We start from the raw sequence: 18,521 nt of genomic DNA on the forward strand, positions 1-18,521 counted from the left end.
TATGCATCTGGAGGGGACGGTCCTCGTCGGCGAGGCGTTCGAGCCCGTCGAGGGACGGGTGGTCGTCGACGACGGCGAGATCGTCCGGGTCGAGGAGGAGTCCGTCGAGAGCGACGACGTGATCCTCCCCGCCTTCGTCAACGCCCACACCCACATCGGCGACTCCATCGCGAAGGAGGCGGGCGAGGGGCTCTCGCTCGATGAGCTCGTCGCCCCGCCGGACGGGCTCAAACACCGGCTCCTCCGGTCGGCGAGCCGCGAGGAGAAGGTGGCGGCGATGGCCCGCACCCTGCGGTACATGGAGTCGACCGGCACCGGGGCCTTCCTGGAGTTCCGCGAGGGCGGCGTCGACGGCGTGGCCGCGCTGCGGGACGCGGTCGCCGGCGAGGGCGTCGCCTTCGGCGAGCGCGCGATCGACCCCGTCGTGTTCGGCCGCGACGATCCCGACGTGCTCTCCGTCGCCGACGGCTACGGCGCCTCCGGCGCCCGCGACGCCGACTTCGACGCCGTACGCACGGAGGCGCGCGAGGCCGGGAAGCTGTTCGGGATCCACGCGGGCGAGCGCGACGCCGACGACGTCAACCCCGCGATGGACCTGGACCCGGACTTCCTCGTCCACATGGTCCACGCGGAGCCGATCCACCTCGAACGGCTCGACGACCGCGGCACGCCGGTCGTCGTCTGCCCGCGCTCGAACCTCGTGACGAAGGTCGGCGTCCCGCCGATTCGCGATCTCGCGGAGCGGACGACCGTCGCGCTCGGCACCGACAACGTCATGCTCGACTCCCCGTCGATGTTCCGCGAGATGGAGTTCGCCGCCAAGTTGGCGGACCTGCCCGCCCGCGACGTGCTCCGGATGGCGACCGTCAACGGCGCCCGGATCGCGGGGCTGAACAAGGGGGTCGTCGACCCCGGCGCCGACGCGGACCTGCTCGTCCTCGACGGCGACTCGGACAACCTCGCCGGGGCGCACGACCTCGTCAGAGCGATCGTCCGGCGCGCCGGCGCCGCGGACGTCTCGCGGGTCGTGATCGGCGGCGAGGAGATCGGCTCGGCGGGGGACTGAAGCCGATCGCGGCCGGTATCTGACCGCGATTCGGTCGCCGTCGCAGTCGCCGAGACGAGCCGGGAGAGAAACGGTTTAGTCGCTGGCACCGGCCCGATCGCTCATGCACGCCATCACTCGATCCGGCTGGATCGAGGTCATTTCGGGGTCGATGTTCTCGGGAAAGACCGAGGAGCTGCTGCGCCGGCTCCGCCGGTCCGAGATCGCCGGGCAGTCCGTCGCGGTGTACAAGCCGGCGGTCGACGACCGCTACGGTGAGACGACGATCGGCAGCCACACGGGCCGCCAGTGGGACGCGACCGTCGTCGACAACGAGGGCGACGGCCCCCTCGACATCCTCGACGACGAGCCGTTCCCGGAGGTCGTCGCGGTCGACGAGGCGAACTTCTTCTCGAACGCGCTCGTCGAGGTCTGTAACGCGCTCGCCGACGCGGGGACCCGCGTGATCGTCTCCGGCACCGATCAGACGTTCCGGGGCGAGCCGTTCGAGCCGCTCCCGCAGCTGATGGCGACCGCCGAGTACGTCGACAAGCTCCAGGCGATCTGCTCGCAGTGCGGCGAGCCCGCCTCGCGGAACCAGCGCCTGATCGAGGGCGAGCCGGCCCACGCCGAGGACCCGACCATCCTCGTCGGCGCCGAGGAGTCCTACGAGGCCCGGTGTCGCGACTGTCACGTCCTGCGGACCGGCGAGCGCGCCGACGGCGGCCGGTCGTACCTGGCCGATGGCGAGGCCGACTCGGACGATCCGGACGCACGGGCTGACGAGATCGGAGAGCCGGTGGACGCGAGCGACGACTGAGAGGGCGACCGCCGTTTATCCGTCCGACCGTTCGTCGCTCGTCGAAGACGCCTCGGCGTCGTCCGACGCCGTCGCGACGCGGTACAGCCCGACGAGCGAGACGAGCGTGAGCACCGCTCCCTCGGCTCGCGCGGCGACGTAAGCCCACTCGCGGGGCTCCGCGTCGCCCGCATCGCGGTAGACGACGCGGGTCCACGCCCGCACGACCGGGCGCGGGGCGAGCGTCTGCACCAGTCCGACGAGGCCGACGACCAACAGCAGCGCGGCTTTCATGGCCGTCGATTCGTCGGGCGCGGGCAAAAGCGATGCGCCGCGGGCGCTCGCGTTCGACGCGGCGCGCCGCCGCCCGTCACACCGGCTCGGCGGCCGCGAGGAACCGGCGACAGGTCGCGGCCGCCCACTCCCGGACCGGCGGCGCGTCGGACCACAGCAGCGCGGCGAGTCCCCGCTCGTCGAACAGGCCCGCGACGGCGCGGTCGCCGACGAGGAGAACGCCGATCGGGGAGTCCCCCTCGTGGCGGTACGCCTCCACGCCGTGTCCGGCGAGAGCCGATCGGACCGCGGCGCCCGCGGGACCGTCGAACCGGTCGCCCGCGCTCCCGGTGAAGACGAGCCGCGCTTCCCCCTCGATCCCGTCCGCGACCCGTCGTGCGAGCGACGGGTCGACCCGGGGGATCACGCCGACGAGGGGGCCGCCGCCGGTGACGAGCGCGGAGAGCCGCGCGGCGGGTCCGGGGTCCTCGCCGCGCTCGACGACGGCGACTCGGCTCTCCATCCCCGAGTGGTCGCCGTCAACGGCCTCGGCGACGAGCGCGCGGAGCGAGTCTCCGTGCGATGCGTTCTCACTCATCGATCGCGTCCCCGCCGGGTCGCGCCGGGTACGACTGCCGACCGCCGGTCGACCGCCGCGCGAGCAGTCGGGCCGTCGCGCGCCGCCGGTCGTCGGGGCGCTCCTGGGCCGTCTCGTCGTAGTACAGCACCGTCAGCCCGAGGCCCGCCCGGAGGAGCTCGTTGGCCGCGAACCGGTACCGATCGTCGCTCGGGCCGGACGGGGTAGAGGAGTCCGATCGGAGGTGCCCCTCGACGAACAGGTAGCCGCCGGGGACGAGCGCCTCCGCGAGGTCGGCGAAGCGGTCGAGCGTGTGGAAGAAGCTCACGGTGATCAGCTCGTACGCCTCGCTCGGGAAGCCGTACGTCGAGACGTCGCCGCGGATCGGCTCGATCCGGTCGCCGATCCCGCGCTCCGCGGCGCGCTCACCGACGATCTTCAGCCCCTCGCGCGAGGCGTCGAGCGCGTCGACCGCGTAGCCGGCCTCCGCCAGGAACACCGCGTTCCGGCCGGTGCCCGCGGCGACGTCGAGCGCGCGCCCGTCGGGGATCGAAGGCTCGTACGAGCGCAACACGGGCGACGGCTCCGGCTCTCGTGGGTACTCGCCGGACGCGAACCGCTCGTCCCAGTCCGTCATGGGGGCGCTTGCGCCCGGCCGAGCGTAAACCCCACGGGCGTGCGGGTCTCAGTGCGGGCATGGACGAGACCGAGTCGGCCGCTGAGGTCCTCCGCGAGCTGCTGACCGACCGCGACGAGACGCTCGCGGTCGCGGAGTCGCTGACCGGCGGGCTGGTCGGCTCGCGCGTGACGGACGTGCCCGGCGCGAGCGCCTACTTCGACCGGGGATTCGTCACCTACGCCTACGACGCGAAGCGGGAGCTGCTCGGCGTCTCCCGCGAGTCGCTCGACGCCGAGGGGGCCGTGAGCGCGGCCGTCGCGGAGGAGATGGCGGCCGGGGCGCGCGACCGCGCGGGCACGACGTGGGCGGTCGCGACCACCGGGATCGCCGGCCCGGGCGGCGGCAGCGCGGAGAAGCCCGTCGGCCTCGTCTACGTCGGCGTCGCGTACGCCGCGCCGTGGGGGACCGAGGCGTCGTTCGTCCGGAGCGAGCGCGTCGTCCTCGACGGGGACCGCGCCGCCGTGAAACGCGGCGCGGTCGACGCCGCGCTCGACGCCTTGCTCCGAGCGATCCGCGAGGTCGACGCCGGGGAGTGAGACCGGTCGCCGACGCCGGCGTCGAACGTCCGAGCGCGCGAGCGTTTATCCCCGTGGCTCGTGTACGGGCGCCATGGTCGAACGCGTGCTGGTGCCGATGGACGACTCAGAGCTCTCCGAGCGAGCGCTGCGCTACGCGCTCGACGTGCACCGGGACGCCGACGTGACGGTGTTACACGTCGTCGGGGAGCCCTCTCGGATGATGGGGGCGGCGACGGGGATCGCTCTCGCGGACGACAGCGAGGAGCGGGTCCGAGAGCTCTGCGAGGACGTGTTCGAACGGGCCCACGACATCGCCGAGGAGTACGGGGTCGAGCTGGACACGTTGGCGGAGGTCGGGTCGCCGGCCCGCCGGATCGTCGAGCGCGCCGACGAGTTCGACGTGGTCGTGATCGGGACGCACGGCGGGTCGCTGGCCGACCGGCTCCTCGTCGGTAACGTGGCGAAGTCCGTCTTCCAGCACTCGCCGGTCCCCGTGACGGTCGTGCGCTGAGCGGGGACGCCCCAATCGGGTCGACGCCGAGTCGGGTCGTCACCCGTCGATGTACGCGTGGCCGACGACCGCGACGAGCAGCGCCGCGACGACGATCCACGCGAACGGCTCGACGGCGAGCAGCCGGATCGGCCGCGTCACGGACTCGTCGAGGCCGAACAGGACGCCAGCGGCGAAGACGATTGCGAGGACGAGGGCGGCGACGACCCCGGCGACCCCGAGCAGCGCGGTGTCGGTCCGGTCCATACCGCGGATCCGTTCGGAGCGTACATAAGCGGATCCCGACGGTGTCGGCGCGGATCTACGGAGAATATCGAAGCCAGGGCAGAAACACAACCGGAAGGTTCAAAGTCCAACCTATTAAAGATAAGGTATCCTAAAAATGCCAGATATCAGGAAGCAAATCAGAAATCTCCAAGACAGAATTGAGACGTCTAGTGACATCAAAGAGGAAGATAGGGAGGTATTGCTCGCGTTCAGTGACCGCCTCGACCTCCTGAAATCGGAGTATACCGACCACCGGCACAACAAACTTCTCAGGCACTGCACGATCATGGCCGAGGAAGTTGGTGGACTCGCTGAAGCGCTTGAGGATCGGTCCACGACGGAAGACATCGTTCGGTGGATCAACCGCAATTACGACAACGAGAACACCAACTCGGACTACCGAACTGCCCTCCGTGTTTTCGGGAAACGCGTTACTGAAGACGAAGGATATCCCCCTGGCATCGAATGGATTCCGTCCGGGACCTCGAACAGTTACAACCCCGTTCCCGATCCCTCGAATATGCTCGACTGGAACGAAGACGTCGTTCCAATGATCGAGGCGACGCGAAACACCCGTGACGCCGCACTCATCGCGATGGCGTTCGACTCCGGGGCCCGGAGCGGGGAACTTCAGGACCTTACTGTCGGCGACGTGAGCGACCACGAGCACGGACTCATGATCCGAGTCGACGGGAAAACCGGACAGCGGTCCGTCTCCCTCGTGCCGAGCGTGCCGTACGTCCAGCGGTGGATGACCGACCATCCGGCACCGGACGATCCCGGTGCTCCCCTTTGGTCGAAGCTGTCGAAGCCAGAAGGGCTCAGCTATCGGCAGTTCAAAAACTGCTTCGAGGACTCTGCCGACCGTGCGGGCGTCAATAAGCCTGTCACTCCGACCAACTTCCGGAAGTCGAACGCCACCTACCTCGCCCGCCAAGGGATGAGTCAGGCCCGTATCGAGGATCGACAGGGACGGAAACGGGGAAGCGACGCGACGGCCCACTACATCGCCCGGTTCGGAGGGGAGGCTGACTCCGAATACGCGCGAATACACGGAATGGAGGTCGAAGAAGAGGAACCCGACCCCATCGGACCGGTGGAGTGTCCGCGCTGTCACGAACGGACCCCCCGGGAGCATGCGACGTGTGTCTGGTGTAACCAGCCGCTCGAATACGGAGCTCTCGGATCGATCGAGGAAGAGGAGCGGGAGGTTCGGGAAGCCGTCTTCAGTTTCGTCAAAGACAACAACGAACTCCTCGACGACCTCGAACAGTCCCGTGCGTTCTCCGAGCTCGTCGACGACCATCCCGAACTTGTCGAAGACGCTCGTGAGTTCGCAGAGGCGCTCTCGGAAGAATAGCGGTCGAACGTTACCTCTCCATCGGTGAGTACCGGCTGACAAAGTGGCTTGCTTCACTGTGGTGTGACGCTGATGTGAGAACGATCTGTTACCGGATCTCTCTGCGGATCTCGTCCAACTGCGCCTGGACCTCATCTATCGCCTCGACGGAGCCGCTGTTGGCAAGCAGCGCGAGTGCGTAGGCTCTCGCCTCTTCGTCGCCGTGAGCGAGAACCCGAGACAGGAACTCAGTATTCCGGTCCGCGTATTGGCTCACTTCTGAGATGGATTCTTGGCTACTCATCGCTCGCCCTCCGTCTGGGCAGCCGATTTGCGCGTGATTCGTTGGCTAGAGCAGATGCTGGTCGCTTCTGTGGACATTTTTTGAGTTCCTCGTGCTGTCGGTTACGGCGTCAATTCGTTCTCGACTCCGGGAAGGACCGCAGTACTGACCGATACCCCGGCGGCCAGCAATCTTGGATTTCCTTCAAGAGCCGATGTGCGATTCACACTCGGGACGAGGGACCATAGACAAAAATAGGTTAGTGAGACCAGATAATTGCGTAATCAAAAAATAGTTTGCACCACCCGGCTAGTAGACCGTATGGAACCATCAGAGGAGGTTGTCACCAACATCCGCGATTCATGGGAAGGAGACAACGATGCATTTGGACGGGTTTACGAAGCGATTCTAGGTATTTCTGAATATACAGGACACAATGATATTGCCGAGATTGCCAGATGTGCCCCTAATACCGCAAAGAAGCATTTGAACCGTCTGAATCAGATGGGAATCGCAGAATGCCAAAGTTCGCACTGGTCTCTCGCGTTCCGGCGGAACGATGCATATCTGGAATGGCGAGAGGTAACCCAGATTTCGGAAGAACATTCCGTTCAAGACCTCGCTGAGCGGGTTCGTGAGCTAGAAACGAAAGAATCCGAGCTGCAAGAGGAGTTCGGTGTCGAAGGGCCAGATACTGCCTCAGTATACGCGTCTAACAGTGATCGATCGACACACGAACTGATGCAGGCAATCGGTACCTGGGACGGTATCCAACGGGATATCCGCCTTTACGAGGCAGCACGTCAACTCCAGCAGAATGATGGGCGCCTGATATCAGCGTTTGTTGAGATCCCCTCCGATGACCATGCACCGGCTGAGTCGCAATAATGACTACCAACCATACCCCGACGATCAAACGGTGGGACACCCACCCAGATAGGGAGTCCTTGCGGGTAATTTATCGATTCCTGAATCAGCGGGAGGAGATCGAGAATGTTAGCCTTGAGCCACAGAGGACTCATCCGCGTCTGGTACGTGCAACTGTTACTGATAGGGCTTCATCGACAGCACACGGCATTCTTGAGGTTCAATGGTACGAGACGAGAGATTTCATCATCACGTATCAGACGGACCAGACAGACGACACCTCCCCATTCCTTCGGTGGACATATTCCCCGGATGCAGAGAGAGTCATAGTATCACATAGCGAGTCAGACGACGTACAAACGTTATCGCCACCATCTCATCATCTAGGCGAGAATCGGTTTCACCCTCTCCGAGTTCTTCCTCTGATCCTTGGTACTGTCGAAGAATCTACAAAATAAGGTTCTATAGAGATTCAGTCTATAAACCCTCGCTCAGCCTATCACCTAATTCGCGTGGTAGAACTGCACGAGTCCGTCGAGCAGCTTTGTCAATATTATATTCTGTCCGGTGTAAATCAATAGAACCCTCTTCCGTATTCCAAACCGCGAACCCAGATCTACTGTCTCCGTCTCTAGGTTGGCCTACACTTCCAGGGTTTACCACTTTCACATCATTAATTGATTTTGTGAATTGTCGGTGAATATGTCCCAAGACCACTATATCTGGCTTTGAGGAAAACCAGTGGTCTAATGCAGATGGAGTCACATCTTCCTCAAACACATATTGATTTACCGGGTTCGTAGGGGACCCGTGTGCTACGACTACATCCTTGCCATCTATACTCATTCGTCGCTTGTTCGGCAAATCCTTTAGATATTGTTTCTCCTCATCAGACAACTGTCGCCGAGTCCAATCGACAGCGCGCTTTGCTGGAATATTGAAATTTGAGGGGGTCTCAGTAACTATAGCCTCATCATGATTTCCTCGGATAGCGGTTACATTATTCTCAATTAATTGATTGAGGGTTTTGTTTGGAAATGCATTATATCCTAAAAGATCTCCTGCACAGAGTGTTCGGTCAACTCCCAGTCTTTCTAGTTCCTCAAATACGGACTCCAGAGCAGGCGAATTAGAGTGAACATCAGAAACCAGGCCGATTCTCATTAGAGAATTAGTTGTGACACAGGGTTATAAATCGGACTCAATGAGCGAAAGAGCAACCTGCCAGTCAGAATATATCGCAGGCTCGGGCTCAGACAACATACCGAAGACATCATTCACGTTGTTATATGTCTCCTCGGCGTCTTCCAACTTCTCCTTCGCTGTATCCAGTCGCTCGTCATCATCTAAACCGCGATATTTTTCGGCTATTTGATTGCAACACCACAGATAGTGGTCCCAAGCTGCTTCACGGAAGTCCCAACCGGTGGCAGATGGTGGGACAGAATCATCAAAGAGATCTTCATCATAAGGTGAGGGAGTACGAATAGTCTCTATATCAAAATCAGGCTTCTGGTACATTAGATCAAGTTCTGGGTCCACTCTTAGTTCATTTAGGATTTCCTCAGAATAGTACTTAACAACGAGACGTCCCCCTCCCTGCTCATCCTGCGGATCCCACCTACGTGTATCAAACGCCCTCAGATTTTGATAGTGCCCCGACGCAAATGCATTGATTCCAATTCCAAAGAATAGATGAGCGATTTGGTGAGTATGTCCGACTACCACCTCATATCGATTTTTGTTAAGAGTGTTCAAGAGTTGCAGTAGAGAATATACCTCGGAAGATCCTGTAAGTGGATGTCTTTGTTCTTTTTCGAACTCAGCGGAAACGTAGAATCCATCTACATCATGTTTCGTTATACGATTGAGTAGCTCACTCCGTCTTCCAGCATCAACGAGCGATTTTTGATAGACCGGTAGCGAGGCCAGAATTGGAATATCTCTTCCGATCTCTTCAGCTATTTGTTTAAATTCCATAGTCAGTTCAACCCAACTCTCTATCTTTTCATCTGAGAATGCATCTAAATTTCTCGCTGGTGCAATGTATGCATCAGTCTGAAGATCATCTTGGACAGAGATTATGTCTGAGCAAAGATCTCTATATCTGCTGGAAACCATTGCAGTATCAAAGTCATCACCACCAAAATCGTCAAAATAATCGTATGTCTCTAGGCCCGGACGCTCAGTTCTCGGTATATAATATTGTGGATCAAAGAGTACCGTACCGCCCTCATCGTTAATTCCTTGAGCGATTTCTTTGTTCTTTTCTTTAGTGAAATCTGCCGGACTGAGAATTGCGCCGTCGGCGTGATTCTGACTGATTAGTGATTGACTCAGCTTATGACCGTTGTGTCCGATTTGGACTAGGAACGTTGGTTCTTCGAACATTCTTATTTGAGGTGGGTGTTGAAAATTTCAACGAGGTCTTCTTGGGCGTGTTGCGGTTTGCGGTAACGATCCATGGGTTCATACTCGGTCATTCGCAGATAGAAGCTATTCAAATCACGCTCAAGGGGTTGGTTATCTAAGTACCCGGATAACTCCAACCGATTATATTCACGAATCGCGTCTGATGCGTCCCCCCGTGTGTGGTTGAATGGGTGTTCCCCAGTAATCGACTCAAAGAATACGATCCCTGTAGAAAACAAATCAGAGCGGGTGTTCTCCTTTTTCTTCTCGTTTCGGAGAACTTCGGGTGCTGAGTATGCAGGGGTTCCAGGCCCACTCTGTTTAAAATCAGGAGTGAGTGTATCTTTTTGGTTCATTCTTGCGACGCCAGCATCTATAAGACGGATCTCGCCTTCTGACGTGAATAATACATTGCCTGGTTTAATATCTCGATGGACAATATCGTCCTTGGCAAACTCGGGCAGGACACTTAGAATCGCGTTTGCCACCTTGATTCCAAGTGAGACGCTCGTCTCGCGATTATCGATTCTATCTTTTAAAATACCTCCTTCCAAGTATTGCTCTACAAGAACTATGGTCTGTTGGCCTGCAAGAGATATTTCGTCTGAATCAACTAGGTCAACAAAATATTCGGAGTCTATTCGTTGCATGATCTCTACTTCACGCTGGGTATACTCTCGTAATCTCCCATTATCACCAACAGGTATAATCTTCAAACAGACTCTTTCACCATCGTATTCAGCGGTGTAAACCTGCTTGATATTCCCCTGTCTGATTTCTTCTATTATTTCAAACTGAGGGAATGCTGCTTCAACCTCTGATCTACTTATATCTGGGGACATATTAATCGGAGCAAATTGATTGTGGAAGTTCTTCCATTATAGTCCTTTCATTCAGGCGCCACTTATTCATTGGTGAATATGGTTTCTGACGAGATGGTTCTTTATGAATATAAACGTCTCCGTCTTCGGAAATCTCCATCAAACCAACACCATATTCCTCAAATAGTTCGAGATTATCTATAGCTCTAAGAACATTATCCTCGTCTAAAGCCACATACTGATACTCAGAGAAGGACTTCCCTCGGACGGCCTGTTCCAGTGCCTTCTTCCACTTACTAAGTTTTAGTTCTATAGAATATGATGTGGTTACGTGGCGCCGCAGATCATGTGCAGTCTGTATTTTCCCATTATCTAGCTCATCAACGAACCCTTTTTTAATCAATTCCTCTAGTGCATTTTTCTTTTTCCGCTTCCCCATTGCGCCAACGCTATAGTAAAAGTCTCGAGTAATCGGACCCCGTCCGTGAAGTTGTAGAAAAGCCTGGAGGTGTGATTTTCTTTCTAATACCGAGGAGATTCGCAATTCATTGATCCGGTGATCAAGATAGGCTGTTGAAGGATTTGCGAGTACAATGTCTGCCCTGCCATTCCCATAAGTAAATTCTTCTAGGAGAATGGATTCGTCCTGCGCAAAGTCTTGGCTAATCGAATCTATGGCCACCTTTCTCATTTCCTGTTCCGAATCAAATCCCATTGTATCACTCCTGCCTGCCTTTCGGCAGACCTTATTGGTTGAATTTGATAGACTCGTTATAAAAACCTGTCCCAGAATTTACGGTGAATAATAATTAGGGTACTGGCCGATTATGAAAATCAACTTGACCGTGGCCTCATCTTGTTTCTTACGTCTATCTCATCCTCTAGGTAAAACTGACTCTATCCTGTACCTCGTCAATAGATCAGCTGGATTTTCCCGCTAATTGTGTGAGTCAGAGCGTTCAATTATTCCACTGCTCTACCAGATGGTAGATATAACGGTCATAGTAATTACCCCATCCTATAATCGAGTTATTGTATAACCCGATTACGAACTAGCCGTTGAACGGCACTAATCGGTGAAGTCGGCCTCAGGAACGCAAAGCTATAACCGGGTTTACTGTGATATCCGATTATGGTCCGCATCGATGACAGCGATGACGTGACAAAGTGCTGGCTCTCCCCTGACGAACTGGATCGACTCGAGCGAACGGCTGGGGAGGATGGTTGGGAGCGTGAGGTCGCAATTCAACTGATGGGGCGGTGCGGGCTCCGGGCGTCGGAGGTGAGCTATCCGAACGACAGCAACCTCCGGTACTCCGACGATGGCGACATCTGGCTCTTCGAGATCCAGGGGAAGAATACGAAAGGCGGGTCAAAGACGACACGCGACGCATGGATGCCCGACGACGTCGCCGAGGACATCCACAAATACAGCCGTGAACGAGACCTCAGCCTATCCAACCCGTGGGTCGACGCCAGTTACCCCCTCTGTTCGTCGATGGGTTAAGGAAGCGGCTCACGCCGTTTCAGAGAAAACTGACGACCCACGCTGGCAGTCAGTCTCGTTGCATGACCTCCGTCGGTCCTGGGCGACGTATCATCTCGTCGAGCGCCAGGTCGACGTCCGGACTATGATGAGTGTCGGTGGGTGGTCTGACTACTCCGCTATCGAGCCCTACCTTGCAGAGCCGACCGAGGCACGTATCGGAGAGGCGATGCGGACATGAGGCCGAACTAAGAGAGCCGAATCCAGCACGTCATAATTGGAACAGTTCACCGCCAGAGTTTTCAGACCATTTCCTAATAGGAATTGTATGCCTAATAGGAAAGATTCTATCTCGATAGAGTTGCAATATCCGTTTCCGGAGGATCGGGTATTCCGATACCAAGCGATGCAGGACGTTCTCGACATTCTCATCGACCAGCCGTATGCGACGTACTCGATGAGCGAGCTCGCGAACCTCACAGGGGCAAATCAAGGAACGATCTCAAAGGCAGTTAGGCTACTTTCCGATCTCGATGTCATCGAGACTGCACAGGACGGGCGGACCCAGCAGGTCCGGATCAACCGTGACCGGCTCACAAAACCGGACCCGGTTCTCTCGATTCCGCAGGACGAGTTTCACCAACCAGTCCAGGCATTTCTGCAACAACTCCAGGGCCGGTTGGACGAGATAGTCGGGGTCGTCCTGTTCGGAAGCGTCGCTCGGGGGGAAGCAGATAGGACCAGCGACATCGACCTCTTGGTGATCGTCGACGAAGATAGAACGGTAGCTCGTCGGACCGTTCAGTCAGTCGTTAGTGATCTCGAAGATCAACGGTTCGAGGGGAATCGGTACACGTACCAGCCGCTCGTCGAATCGACGGACAGCGTCCAACGAATTGGTGCCCAACTCCGCCCGCAGTTCGACGACGGGATTACGTTGGTGGGTTCCGACCAACTCTCCGAGCTCCGGACCGAGGTGTACGCCGATGAATGACGATATTCGAGACCAATTGGTGGAGGCCGAGCGAACCTTCGAGGGCAGTCCCGGAACGATCGAGGAGGGACTGGACGTCGACGACGCAGAGTTGGTCCAACTTCGCCGTGCCTGCCGGCTGTTGGAGGTCGGCTCGAATCTCCTCGAGCAAGGGTACTACACAGTCGTGATCGAGTCGGCGTTCGTCGCTATCGAGCGCACTATCCAGTTCCGATTGATCCACGATGGAGCCATGTCCGCAGCGGAGGTCATCAGCAGCCACCGACGACTCTACCAACGTGGTGCCGAGATTGGCCTCTACGACGACGCGTTTGGGGAGGACCTTGCCGAGCTGTGGAACCGGAATCGAACGAAGACCTATTACAGACTTGGTATCGCGACGAAGGAACAGGCCGAGGCGATGTACCGGCTCGCCGACGATATCCACCGGCACCTCGTCGATATGACGCGGGTGTCACACGAGTGTCTCTGTCGGGGGTGAGGTACTCCAAGAGTAGATAGGGTCGCCACTGAGGGCCGGGGGAGCCGGAGGAGAGAACAGGAGATCGACGGTGAGGAAGATCCCCGGTGGAAGTAAATCCGATCTATCCGTAGAATCGGAATCTCGCTCGGCCGGAACGTCGAAATTCGGATTTAGGAATACGGATACAACGGTTGGGGATCTCGGGGGTGAGCCTTCCCGGCTCACCGGCATAAATTGGTCGGGTGATGGCCGAGAACTGACAGGCTCCGATGAGCAACAAATGGATGAGTCAGCGAATAACTCTGTTCTGTCGGTAGAATCGCCTTTTTCGCCGGGCGAAATGTCCGTATTCGATTTCCGGAGAGTCGGGTTCACTCTCCATTGGTCCGGGTAGAAATGGCCGGAATCTCGACCTATCGACTCCGGTTGTCGCCCGGGACCTCCGAGCATTGACTGAGATCGTCTTCAGTGTCGGACGCTGTAGGTTATTCTACCGGCTAAACCGTCATTTTCGCCCGAGGAAACGACCGATTTGTATTATACTGGGTGTGGGTTCGTCAACTATTAAGCCGGGTCGAATTGGCCGGGGATAACTCCATACAATTGCCAGTTGGTCGAGGATATTGGAGTGTTAATTAAAAACGACTCGCGGTACCGGGTTGTGTCGAGAAAACGGCCTTTTCCCGCCGAAACATCCGAATTCGGTTCAGGAATTGCATCTCCAACGTCCCACGTCGGTCGTGTCATGGCCTATAGTGCGCACGTAGTTGACGGGGTTCTATCTCCAATCCAGATCTGATTGCTATAGCTCAGAACCTTGCCCGGTAGTAGATGCTGTGGCGGTTTGTCGACGTGGAAGGTAGGAAAAGGACGACGGGGAGAACAGGGCAATCGCGGCCTTCCTCGACAGTAACGAGGCGTTGTTCATCCACGGCGAAGTGCTCAATGTCGATGGATTGTGACATTCTGTCAGGGATGTAGGAGCCGACGCGGGGGACGCTCGCCGCGTTGTGAGATTCGAGGCGTCAGCATCGGAGTTTTACGCTGCCGTCTCGAACAGAGATGATACGTCACATATACACGCGATACGCGATGTATACTAATACGCGTCAACGTCGAAAGTCACTCGGCCTATGCGTTCCCCAGAGTGGGGTGGAAAACGGATCGTGGCGATCCTCGTTTCGGTCGATGTGCTCTGGCACCTCTTCGAGATCGTCGTAGGACCCCTCGGGAACGAGCTGGCGCTGCTCATTTCGACCGGACTTGAGCTGTTCCCACAACCGCTCGCTGTTGAGGTAGCGTTCCAGGGATTGATCCTCTTTGCGGCGTTCTATCAGGTGATCCCCGCGATCTTTCGGCCGACGATCGATTCGGAGGCAGTCGCGAAGGGCTTCAGAGTGCTGTCCTCCTTTCAGAGCACATTACTTGCGTTGCCTCTGCTCGTTGCGCTGAGGATTCCTGAAATGAGCTTCGGTGCTGCCGTAGCGACGGTCGGGGTGTTTGTCTTCACCATCCAAGTGTTTGCGTACTACCACACCCATCGGGGCGAAGATGACATCTTCACTGGCGAGACTCCTACCCAAGCGCTCCGGTCTATGTTGGGCGTGTGGTTCACTCGGGTCCGTAGCGGATCAACCGAACACACCGTGGAGAGATCGACCCGCTCGTCGAACCGGTGGCGCGACGCCGAGTTCGCTGCAGCAGGCAGCATCGCCGCTGTTCCTGCTCTCTACTGTCTGTTCCTCGGCATCCTAGGTGCGCTCGGGGTGAACACGTTCCCGATCTTGGAATCCGTCATCGCAATCTGGCTTCTCGGCGACTGGCTCGACGGTCGACGCGACCTCGGCCCCAGGTCAAGGAAAGTCCTCCGCGGGAGCAAGGATCTCGAAGGCCGGATCTACTCGCACTTGAACGTGCTCAGAAGTGGTCGAGAGGGACTTTATGGGATGCTCGTGATCGTCCTCGGATTCTCGATTTCAGTAAGGCTGCTCCAGATGGGGTTCGCGCCGAGCCAGGTTGCGCACTTCGAGGCGCTGCTGACCGAGTTGTGGCGGCTTGGTGTGAGCGGTGCGCCCCTTCAGGCATTCTTAGTTCCACTGGAACAGTTGAGCTGGACAATGATTCCGGTGTCGGTCGGCCTGTTCAACCTCTGGTACTGGTACCGGATGCTTCAACGGCTGTCCTATTCCGTCGATAGAGATGATGGCGAGGTCGACCATTCCGGACCGAAACGATTGGTACGTCGCCCTCCGATGGATGTCTTCGCGATAGGGTGGTTGCTGTTCGCGTTCACACAGCTTTCAGCCCTCTTCGCCGTCGCGCGATGGCTGACTCCAACCGGCGGACCGGACGCGTTGGTTGGGGAAGTCTTCGGCATCGTGGTCGCGTTCGCGTACTGGCCGGCGTTGCTCCTCCTGTGCGTCATCAGTCTCCTCTCACAACTCTCGCCGACACGCCGGCTGTACGGGATGCAACGGATCGAAGCATTCCCGTTCTTCGAGCTCTCCCGAGAGATGGTTCCGCGAGACCCTCCCCAGTTGGGCATTCCACCTGACGACGACTCCGATGAGCATATGTCTGAGTCTGACGTGCGCATCGTTTCGATCGAGGTCGCGATCGCCGGCTATCTCGGTATCAACGCGCTGACACTACTTCTCGGGGGTCTGCGAGGTGGAGTGCTTCGGTCAGTCCCACCGACAGGGAACGTGCGTCTCGAGGCGGCGTCATCGATCGCGTTGCTCGGATGGCAACCTCTTTTGACCTACCTCTACATCAGCATCGGATTACTTTTGCTGTCAGTCTCGATAGAGCAACTGCCGATTGACCAGGAGGGCGGCAGGGATAGGATACTCACACTGAGCGACAGGACGCTCGCGGGCGGATTTCATGCGCCCGTCTTCCGGGAGATATTGTGGATACTCTTCGCTGAGTTCTGTATCGCGATCGTCGTTATTCAACTCGCCTTTCAGGCTCCGCTTCCACTGTTCGTGATGTTGATTTTCGGTCCGTTCGCGCTAATCGCGGTTACGATGTTTAGCTTTAGCGTGTGTGCAGTGGTCTCAAGGCTGTACGACGTCCTCGCCGCCGGGTCGTAATCGATGGCACCTGAAGTCAACTCTGTGTGTTCATCGAATTACAGAAGCGGGATTGCTCGGGTCCAACACCGTGAGGCCGAATTCAATCACCGATCAGTCAAAATCTAGCTTTCAACGAGTACCGATTTATTCGGACTACCGTCATGTGATCTCCCACGACCTTCGCCGGCGATTCGCCCAGCGGTTACTCGTGGAGGAAAACATGAATCCCCGAGTGGTGAGACAGGTCGGCGGGTGGGACTCCTTCCAAGCTATCGTGCCGTATCTCAACGCTCCTGCCCCCACCGCCGTCGACGACGCCTTCGAATCAGCTGGGCTTCACGGGTAACGCCTCGAGAGAATTGGTCGAGATCATCCCCTTCCCCCGGAAACAGCCCCAACAGATACCGGGAAGATTATTCTCCGCACCAGGGGCATGAACGCGAAGCCCTCTAAATATGTGAGTTTGGCAGTTCCAGTGGGAATGAAACGGTAAAATCGAGCGATGTTGTAGTCAGTAGCTGCCGCCCATAGAGGGGGGAAGCACAGTGTCTGTGAAGTATCACAGGTACGCGACTCCCAACCGAAACGGTCCCGGAGAATTGGTCGGGGTTCCCGGGGGAGACTCGGGAGTGTCCCGGTAAAGACTGGACGTGGCACGTGTCTCTAGAGTCAGAGGATAGGGGGTACTCGGAATATCCGAATTCAGCATTTTTGATCGAACGAAAACGCCGAAATCGGCCGATACTTCGGTTAGCAACTACCGGCCATTTCTAGGAGACAGTAAGATGTCTCTGGTGGACTGCGTCAACGACGTCCGATTCTCGGAGGGACCTCTCAAAATCTCCGGGGAGTTGGTCGGGACTTCCGGGGCTACTCCGGGGACTTCCCTGGCAAAAACTAGGGATCGCTTGAATCCCCAGAGCCGGGAAGAGAGGAAGCACCCATAATACTCGAATTCGACAGGTTTGATGGAACTGAAATGTCGAAATCGGTCACTCCGCTTGTTAGCTGTCCCCTTCTTCGGCAGGGGATTGTACAACGTCTCCGAGGGACCGCACTAGCTGGACCCCGTTCTCGTAGTTGGTGGTGACCCGATACCCGTCCTCGTCTTGTGTTACAACCCCTATGCTCGGGTGTGCGAGGAGTTGGAGGGCGGACCGAACCTCTTTGATGGACGGGACATCGTCGGAGTCCTCCATGCCTACGACGATCCACCGGACGTCTTCCGCCGTTTCCACAGCCCCATCGGCGCGTTCGAGGGCCCGGATGACTGCGAGGAGGGTCTCTCCGGCGTCAACGCGGTCCTGAATGGATTCGTCGAGGAGATCAAGCCTGTCGTCCTGGAAGGCTCCGGAGCGGGTCAAGAGAGCCAGGGTCTCCTCCGGGGGAACAGCGTATCGGTCCCGGCGGTCGAGGAGCTCGACGAGGTCATCGACGGCAAGGGTGGTCAGATCGGTCGTCTCGGCGTTGTCGATGACCTTCGGTACGAACCCCGGGGCGACCACGATAGCATGGTCGGCCCCTCGTTGGCGGCGGTGCTTGTCCACATTAGTGACCTCCAAGGAGTTGATTCGCCCATTACCCCGAGCTTTCACTTCGACAACGACGTGTTTTGGGGGTCGGATCTCCACATCGGTATCACCCCCTCCCTCGATCCAGTCAGCGGTACACCCTAATTTGGAGAAGGCCTTCGCGACGAGTTTCTCGAACTCCTCGTGGGCAGTTCCGTCCGTGCTGGCTGCTCGAAGTTGGTCGGCGAGCGTGGCTCTCACGTCGGCCGAGGACCCGTCGTTCGCGATCGAGATGTCGGTCGTCTGATCGGCCGGGTCTCCGTTGACGGCGACATCGGATATTGAGGTGACGCTCGGATCGGCGATGCTGACGGCGAAGTCGTAGGCACCGACACCTCCATTGGTCGCGTCGACGACCACGTCGTACGTCGTCATCTCGCCGCTCGTGACGGTCGCGCTGTTCGGCTAGAGGCTCACCGCGTCTTGAGCGGGTTCTCCTGCTGTGCTGCCACCGTTTCCTGGCTATCGATCGGTCCGACGCCCAGTGCAGCGCCGCCGAAGCTGGCAGCCACTACCAGCGCCACCGTCGCGATGGTCAT

22 protein-coding genes and 1 pseudogene are annotated in these 18,521 nt (G+C 58.2%); 12 read left to right on the forward strand and 11 right to left on the reverse strand.

Features of this window, described 5'->3' with window-relative positions:
- Nucleotide 1 precedes the first annotated feature (1 nt).
- Entirely contained in the window at nucleotides 2–1,066 is a 1,065-nt protein-coding gene (locus FGM06_RS00470) for an amidohydrolase family protein (protein ID WP_144796408.1), read from the forward strand.
- Between the two features lie 103 nt (nucleotides 1,067–1,169).
- Entirely contained in the window at nucleotides 1,170–1,865 is a 696-nt protein-coding gene (locus tag FGM06_RS00475) for a thymidine kinase (protein WP_144796411.1), read from the forward strand.
- Between the two features lie 15 nt (nucleotides 1,866–1,880).
- On the opposite strand, the gene FGM06_RS00480 is transcribed toward FGM06_RS00475, so the two are convergent.
- From FGM06_RS00480 to FGM06_RS00490, 3 genes are all read right to left on the reverse strand, one after another.
- Complete coding sequence (locus tag FGM06_RS00480; protein WP_144796413.1) at nucleotides 1,881–2,138, reverse strand: hypothetical protein; 258 nt, start codon at nucleotides 2,136–2,138, stop codon at nucleotides 1,881–1,883.
- Between the two features lie 76 nt (nucleotides 2,139–2,214).
- Nucleotides 2,215–2,715 carry a transcriptional regulator FilR1 domain-containing protein gene (locus tag FGM06_RS00485; RefSeq protein WP_144796415.1) on the reverse strand — a complete coding sequence of 167 codons (501 nt, stop codon included), beginning with the start codon at nucleotides 2,713–2,715 and terminating at the stop codon, nucleotides 2,215–2,217.
- Entirely contained in the window at nucleotides 2,708–3,331 is a 624-nt protein-coding gene (locus FGM06_RS00490; protein WP_144796417.1) for a class I SAM-dependent methyltransferase, read from the reverse strand. The genes FGM06_RS00485 and FGM06_RS00490 overlap by 8 nt, the downstream gene beginning before the upstream one ends.
- 59 nt (nucleotides 3,332–3,390) lie before the next feature.
- Here FGM06_RS00490 and FGM06_RS00495 point away from each other — a divergent pair, with 59 nt between their 5' ends.
- Complete coding sequence (locus tag FGM06_RS00495; RefSeq protein WP_144796419.1) at nucleotides 3,391–3,909, forward strand: CinA family protein; 519 nt, start codon at nucleotides 3,391–3,393, stop codon at nucleotides 3,907–3,909.
- 73 nt (nucleotides 3,910–3,982) lie between these two features.
- Complete coding sequence (locus FGM06_RS00500) at nucleotides 3,983–4,402, forward strand: universal stress protein (protein WP_144796421.1); 420 nt, start codon at nucleotides 3,983–3,985, stop codon at nucleotides 4,400–4,402.
- Between the two features lie 39 nt (nucleotides 4,403–4,441).
- Here the strand turns inward: FGM06_RS00500 and FGM06_RS00505 are convergent, their stop codons facing one another.
- Nucleotides 4,442–4,648: a hypothetical protein gene (locus FGM06_RS00505; RefSeq protein ID WP_094522573.1), complete on the reverse strand. Its 207-nt coding sequence runs from the start codon at nucleotides 4,646–4,648 to the stop codon at nucleotides 4,442–4,444.
- Between the two features lie 136 nt (nucleotides 4,649–4,784).
- On the opposite strand from FGM06_RS00505, the gene FGM06_RS00510 reads away from it, so the two are divergent.
- Entirely contained in the window at nucleotides 4,785–6,029 is a 1,245-nt protein-coding gene (locus FGM06_RS00510) for a tyrosine-type recombinase/integrase (protein ID WP_144796423.1), read from the forward strand.
- Nucleotides 6,030–6,117: 88 nt separating this feature from the next.
- On the opposite strand, the gene FGM06_RS00515 is transcribed toward FGM06_RS00510, so the two are convergent.
- A complete protein-coding gene (locus tag FGM06_RS00515; RefSeq protein ID WP_050023531.1) occupies nucleotides 6,118–6,312 on the reverse strand; it encodes a hypothetical protein in 195 nt (64 codons plus the stop codon).
- Between the two features lie 300 nt (nucleotides 6,313–6,612).
- On the opposite strand from FGM06_RS00515, the gene FGM06_RS00520 reads away from it, so the two are divergent.
- Nucleotides 6,613–7,179, forward strand: coding sequence for a DUF7342 family protein (locus FGM06_RS00520; RefSeq protein ID WP_144796425.1), 567 nt, complete (start codon nucleotides 6,613–6,615; stop codon nucleotides 7,177–7,179).
- Nucleotides 7,180–7,635: 456 nt separating this feature from the next.
- Here the strand turns inward: FGM06_RS00520 and FGM06_RS00525 are convergent, their stop codons facing one another.
- The 4 genes from FGM06_RS00525 to FGM06_RS00540 are packed head-to-tail and all read right to left on the reverse strand — an operon-like array spanning nucleotide 7,636 to nucleotide 11,106.
- A complete protein-coding gene (locus FGM06_RS00525; protein WP_144796427.1) occupies nucleotides 7,636–8,322 on the reverse strand; it encodes a metallophosphoesterase family protein in 687 nt (228 codons plus the stop codon).
- Between the two features lie 24 nt (nucleotides 8,323–8,346).
- The gene (locus tag FGM06_RS00530) at nucleotides 8,347–9,549 is read right to left on the reverse strand and encodes a hypothetical protein (RefSeq protein ID WP_144796429.1); all 1,203 of its coding nucleotides are present in this window, start codon (nucleotides 9,547–9,549) and stop codon (nucleotides 8,347–8,349) included.
- A 2-nt stretch (nucleotides 9,550–9,551) separates the two neighbouring features.
- Nucleotides 9,552–10,412 carry a serine/threonine protein kinase gene (locus FGM06_RS00535; protein ID WP_144796431.1) on the reverse strand — a complete coding sequence of 287 codons (861 nt, stop codon included), beginning with the start codon at nucleotides 10,410–10,412 and terminating at the stop codon, nucleotides 9,552–9,554.
- A 1-nt stretch (nucleotide 10,413) separates the two neighbouring features.
- Nucleotides 10,414–11,106 carry a hypothetical protein gene (locus FGM06_RS00540; RefSeq protein WP_144796433.1) on the reverse strand — a complete coding sequence of 231 codons (693 nt, stop codon included), beginning with the start codon at nucleotides 11,104–11,106 and terminating at the stop codon, nucleotides 10,414–10,416.
- Nucleotides 11,107–11,523: 417 nt separating this feature from the next.
- Here FGM06_RS00540 and FGM06_RS16210 point away from each other — a divergent pair, with 417 nt between their 5' ends.
- The 6 genes and pseudogenes from FGM06_RS16210 to FGM06_RS16220 form a co-directional block, all read left to right on the forward strand.
- Nucleotides 11,524–11,898, forward strand: a complete 375-nt coding sequence (locus FGM06_RS16210) for a site-specific integrase (protein ID WP_241662505.1) — start codon at nucleotides 11,524–11,526, stop codon at nucleotides 11,896–11,898.
- A complete protein-coding gene (locus FGM06_RS16215) occupies nucleotides 11,828–12,118 on the forward strand; it encodes a tyrosine-type recombinase/integrase (protein ID WP_241662506.1) in 291 nt (96 codons plus the stop codon). Before FGM06_RS16210 ends, FGM06_RS16215 begins: the two co-directional genes overlap by 71 nt.
- A 165-nt stretch (nucleotides 12,119–12,283) precedes the next feature.
- Entirely contained in the window at nucleotides 12,284–12,871 is a 588-nt protein-coding gene (locus FGM06_RS00550; protein ID WP_144796436.1) for a nucleotidyltransferase domain-containing protein, read from the forward strand.
- A complete protein-coding gene (locus FGM06_RS00555; RefSeq protein WP_144796438.1) occupies nucleotides 12,864–13,352 on the forward strand; it encodes a hypothetical protein in 489 nt (162 codons plus the stop codon). Before FGM06_RS00550 ends, FGM06_RS00555 begins: the two co-directional genes overlap by 8 nt.
- Before the next feature lie 1,148 nt (nucleotides 13,353–14,500).
- On the forward strand, nucleotides 14,501–16,429 hold the full coding sequence (locus tag FGM06_RS00560; RefSeq protein ID WP_144796440.1) for a hypothetical protein: 1,929 nt from the start codon (nucleotides 14,501–14,503) through the stop codon (nucleotides 16,427–16,429).
- 133 nt (nucleotides 16,430–16,562) lie between these two features.
- Nucleotides 16,563–16,757 (forward strand): annotated as a pseudogene (locus FGM06_RS16220) (site-specific integrase); the annotation flags it as partial.
- A gap of 658 nt (nucleotides 16,758–17,415) precedes the next feature.
- On the opposite strand, the gene FGM06_RS00570 reads toward FGM06_RS16220, so the two are convergent.
- Nucleotides 17,416–18,357 carry a restriction endonuclease gene (locus FGM06_RS00570; RefSeq protein WP_241662508.1) on the reverse strand — a complete coding sequence of 314 codons (942 nt, stop codon included), beginning with the start codon at nucleotides 18,355–18,357 and terminating at the stop codon, nucleotides 17,416–17,418.
- Between the two features lie 38 nt (nucleotides 18,358–18,395).
- Nucleotides 18,396–18,521 (reverse strand): hypothetical protein, encoded by a 126-nt coding sequence (locus FGM06_RS16325; protein ID WP_277752393.1) that lies wholly within the window; start codon nucleotides 18,519–18,521, stop codon nucleotides 18,396–18,398.

This window comes from Halorubrum depositum (genome assembly GCF_007671725.1).
In the GTDB taxonomy this organism is placed as follows: Archaea; Halobacteriota; Halobacteria; order Halobacteriales; family Haloferacaceae; genus Halorubrum; species Halorubrum depositum.

Bases quoted from the DNA above. Each gene is read 5' to 3' on its own strand.
- FGM06_RS00470 (WP_144796408.1), top strand. From the start codon at position 2: ATGCATCTGGAGGGGACGGTCCTCGTCGGCGAGGCGTTCGAGCCCGTC.
- FGM06_RS00475 (WP_144796411.1), top strand. From the start codon at position 1,170: ATGCACGCCATCACTCGATCCGGCTGGATCGAGGTCATTTCGGGGTCG.
- FGM06_RS00480 (WP_144796413.1), bottom strand. From the start codon at position 2,138: ATGAAAGCCGCGCTGCTGTTGGTCGTCGGCCTCGTCGGACTGGTGCAG.
- FGM06_RS00485 (WP_144796415.1), bottom strand. From the start codon at position 2,715: ATGAGTGAGAACGCATCGCACGGAGACTCGCTCCGCGCGCTCGTCGCC.
- FGM06_RS00490 (WP_144796417.1), bottom strand. From the start codon at position 3,331: ATGACGGACTGGGACGAGCGGTTCGCGTCCGGCGAGTACCCACGAGAG.
- FGM06_RS00495 (WP_144796419.1), top strand. From the start codon at position 3,391: ATGGACGAGACCGAGTCGGCCGCTGAGGTCCTCCGCGAGCTGCTGACC.
- FGM06_RS00500 (WP_144796421.1), top strand. From the start codon at position 3,983: ATGGTCGAACGCGTGCTGGTGCCGATGGACGACTCAGAGCTCTCCGAG.
- FGM06_RS00505 (WP_094522573.1), bottom strand. From the start codon at position 4,648: ATGGACCGGACCGACACCGCGCTGCTCGGGGTCGCCGGGGTCGTCGCC.
- FGM06_RS00510 (WP_144796423.1), top strand. From the start codon at position 4,785: ATGCCAGATATCAGGAAGCAAATCAGAAATCTCCAAGACAGAATTGAG.
- FGM06_RS00515 (WP_050023531.1), bottom strand. From the start codon at position 6,312: ATGAGTAGCCAAGAATCCATCTCAGAAGTGAGCCAATACGCGGACCGG.
- FGM06_RS00520 (WP_144796425.1), top strand. From the start codon at position 6,613: ATGGAACCATCAGAGGAGGTTGTCACCAACATCCGCGATTCATGGGAA.
- FGM06_RS00525 (WP_144796427.1), bottom strand. From the start codon at position 8,322: ATGAGAATCGGCCTGGTTTCTGATGTTCACTCTAATTCGCCTGCTCTG.
- FGM06_RS00530 (WP_144796429.1), bottom strand. From the start codon at position 9,549: ATGTTCGAAGAACCAACGTTCCTAGTCCAAATCGGACACAACGGTCAT.
- FGM06_RS00535 (WP_144796431.1), bottom strand. From the start codon at position 10,412: ATGTCCCCAGATATAAGTAGATCAGAGGTTGAAGCAGCATTCCCTCAG.
- FGM06_RS00540 (WP_144796433.1), bottom strand. From the start codon at position 11,106: ATGGGATTTGATTCGGAACAGGAAATGAGAAAGGTGGCCATAGATTCG.
- FGM06_RS16210 (WP_241662505.1), top strand. From the start codon at position 11,524: ATGGTCCGCATCGATGACAGCGATGACGTGACAAAGTGCTGGCTCTCC.
- FGM06_RS00550 (WP_144796436.1), top strand. From the start codon at position 12,284: ATGCAGGACGTTCTCGACATTCTCATCGACCAGCCGTATGCGACGTAC.
- FGM06_RS00555 (WP_144796438.1), top strand. From the start codon at position 12,864: ATGAATGACGATATTCGAGACCAATTGGTGGAGGCCGAGCGAACCTTC.
- FGM06_RS00570 (WP_241662508.1), bottom strand. From the start codon at position 18,357: ATGACGACGTACGACGTGGTCGTCGACGCGACCAATGGAGGTGTCGGT.
- FGM06_RS16325 (WP_277752393.1), bottom strand. From the start codon at position 18,521: ATGACCATCGCGACGGTGGCGCTGGTAGTGGCTGCCAGCTTCGGCGGC.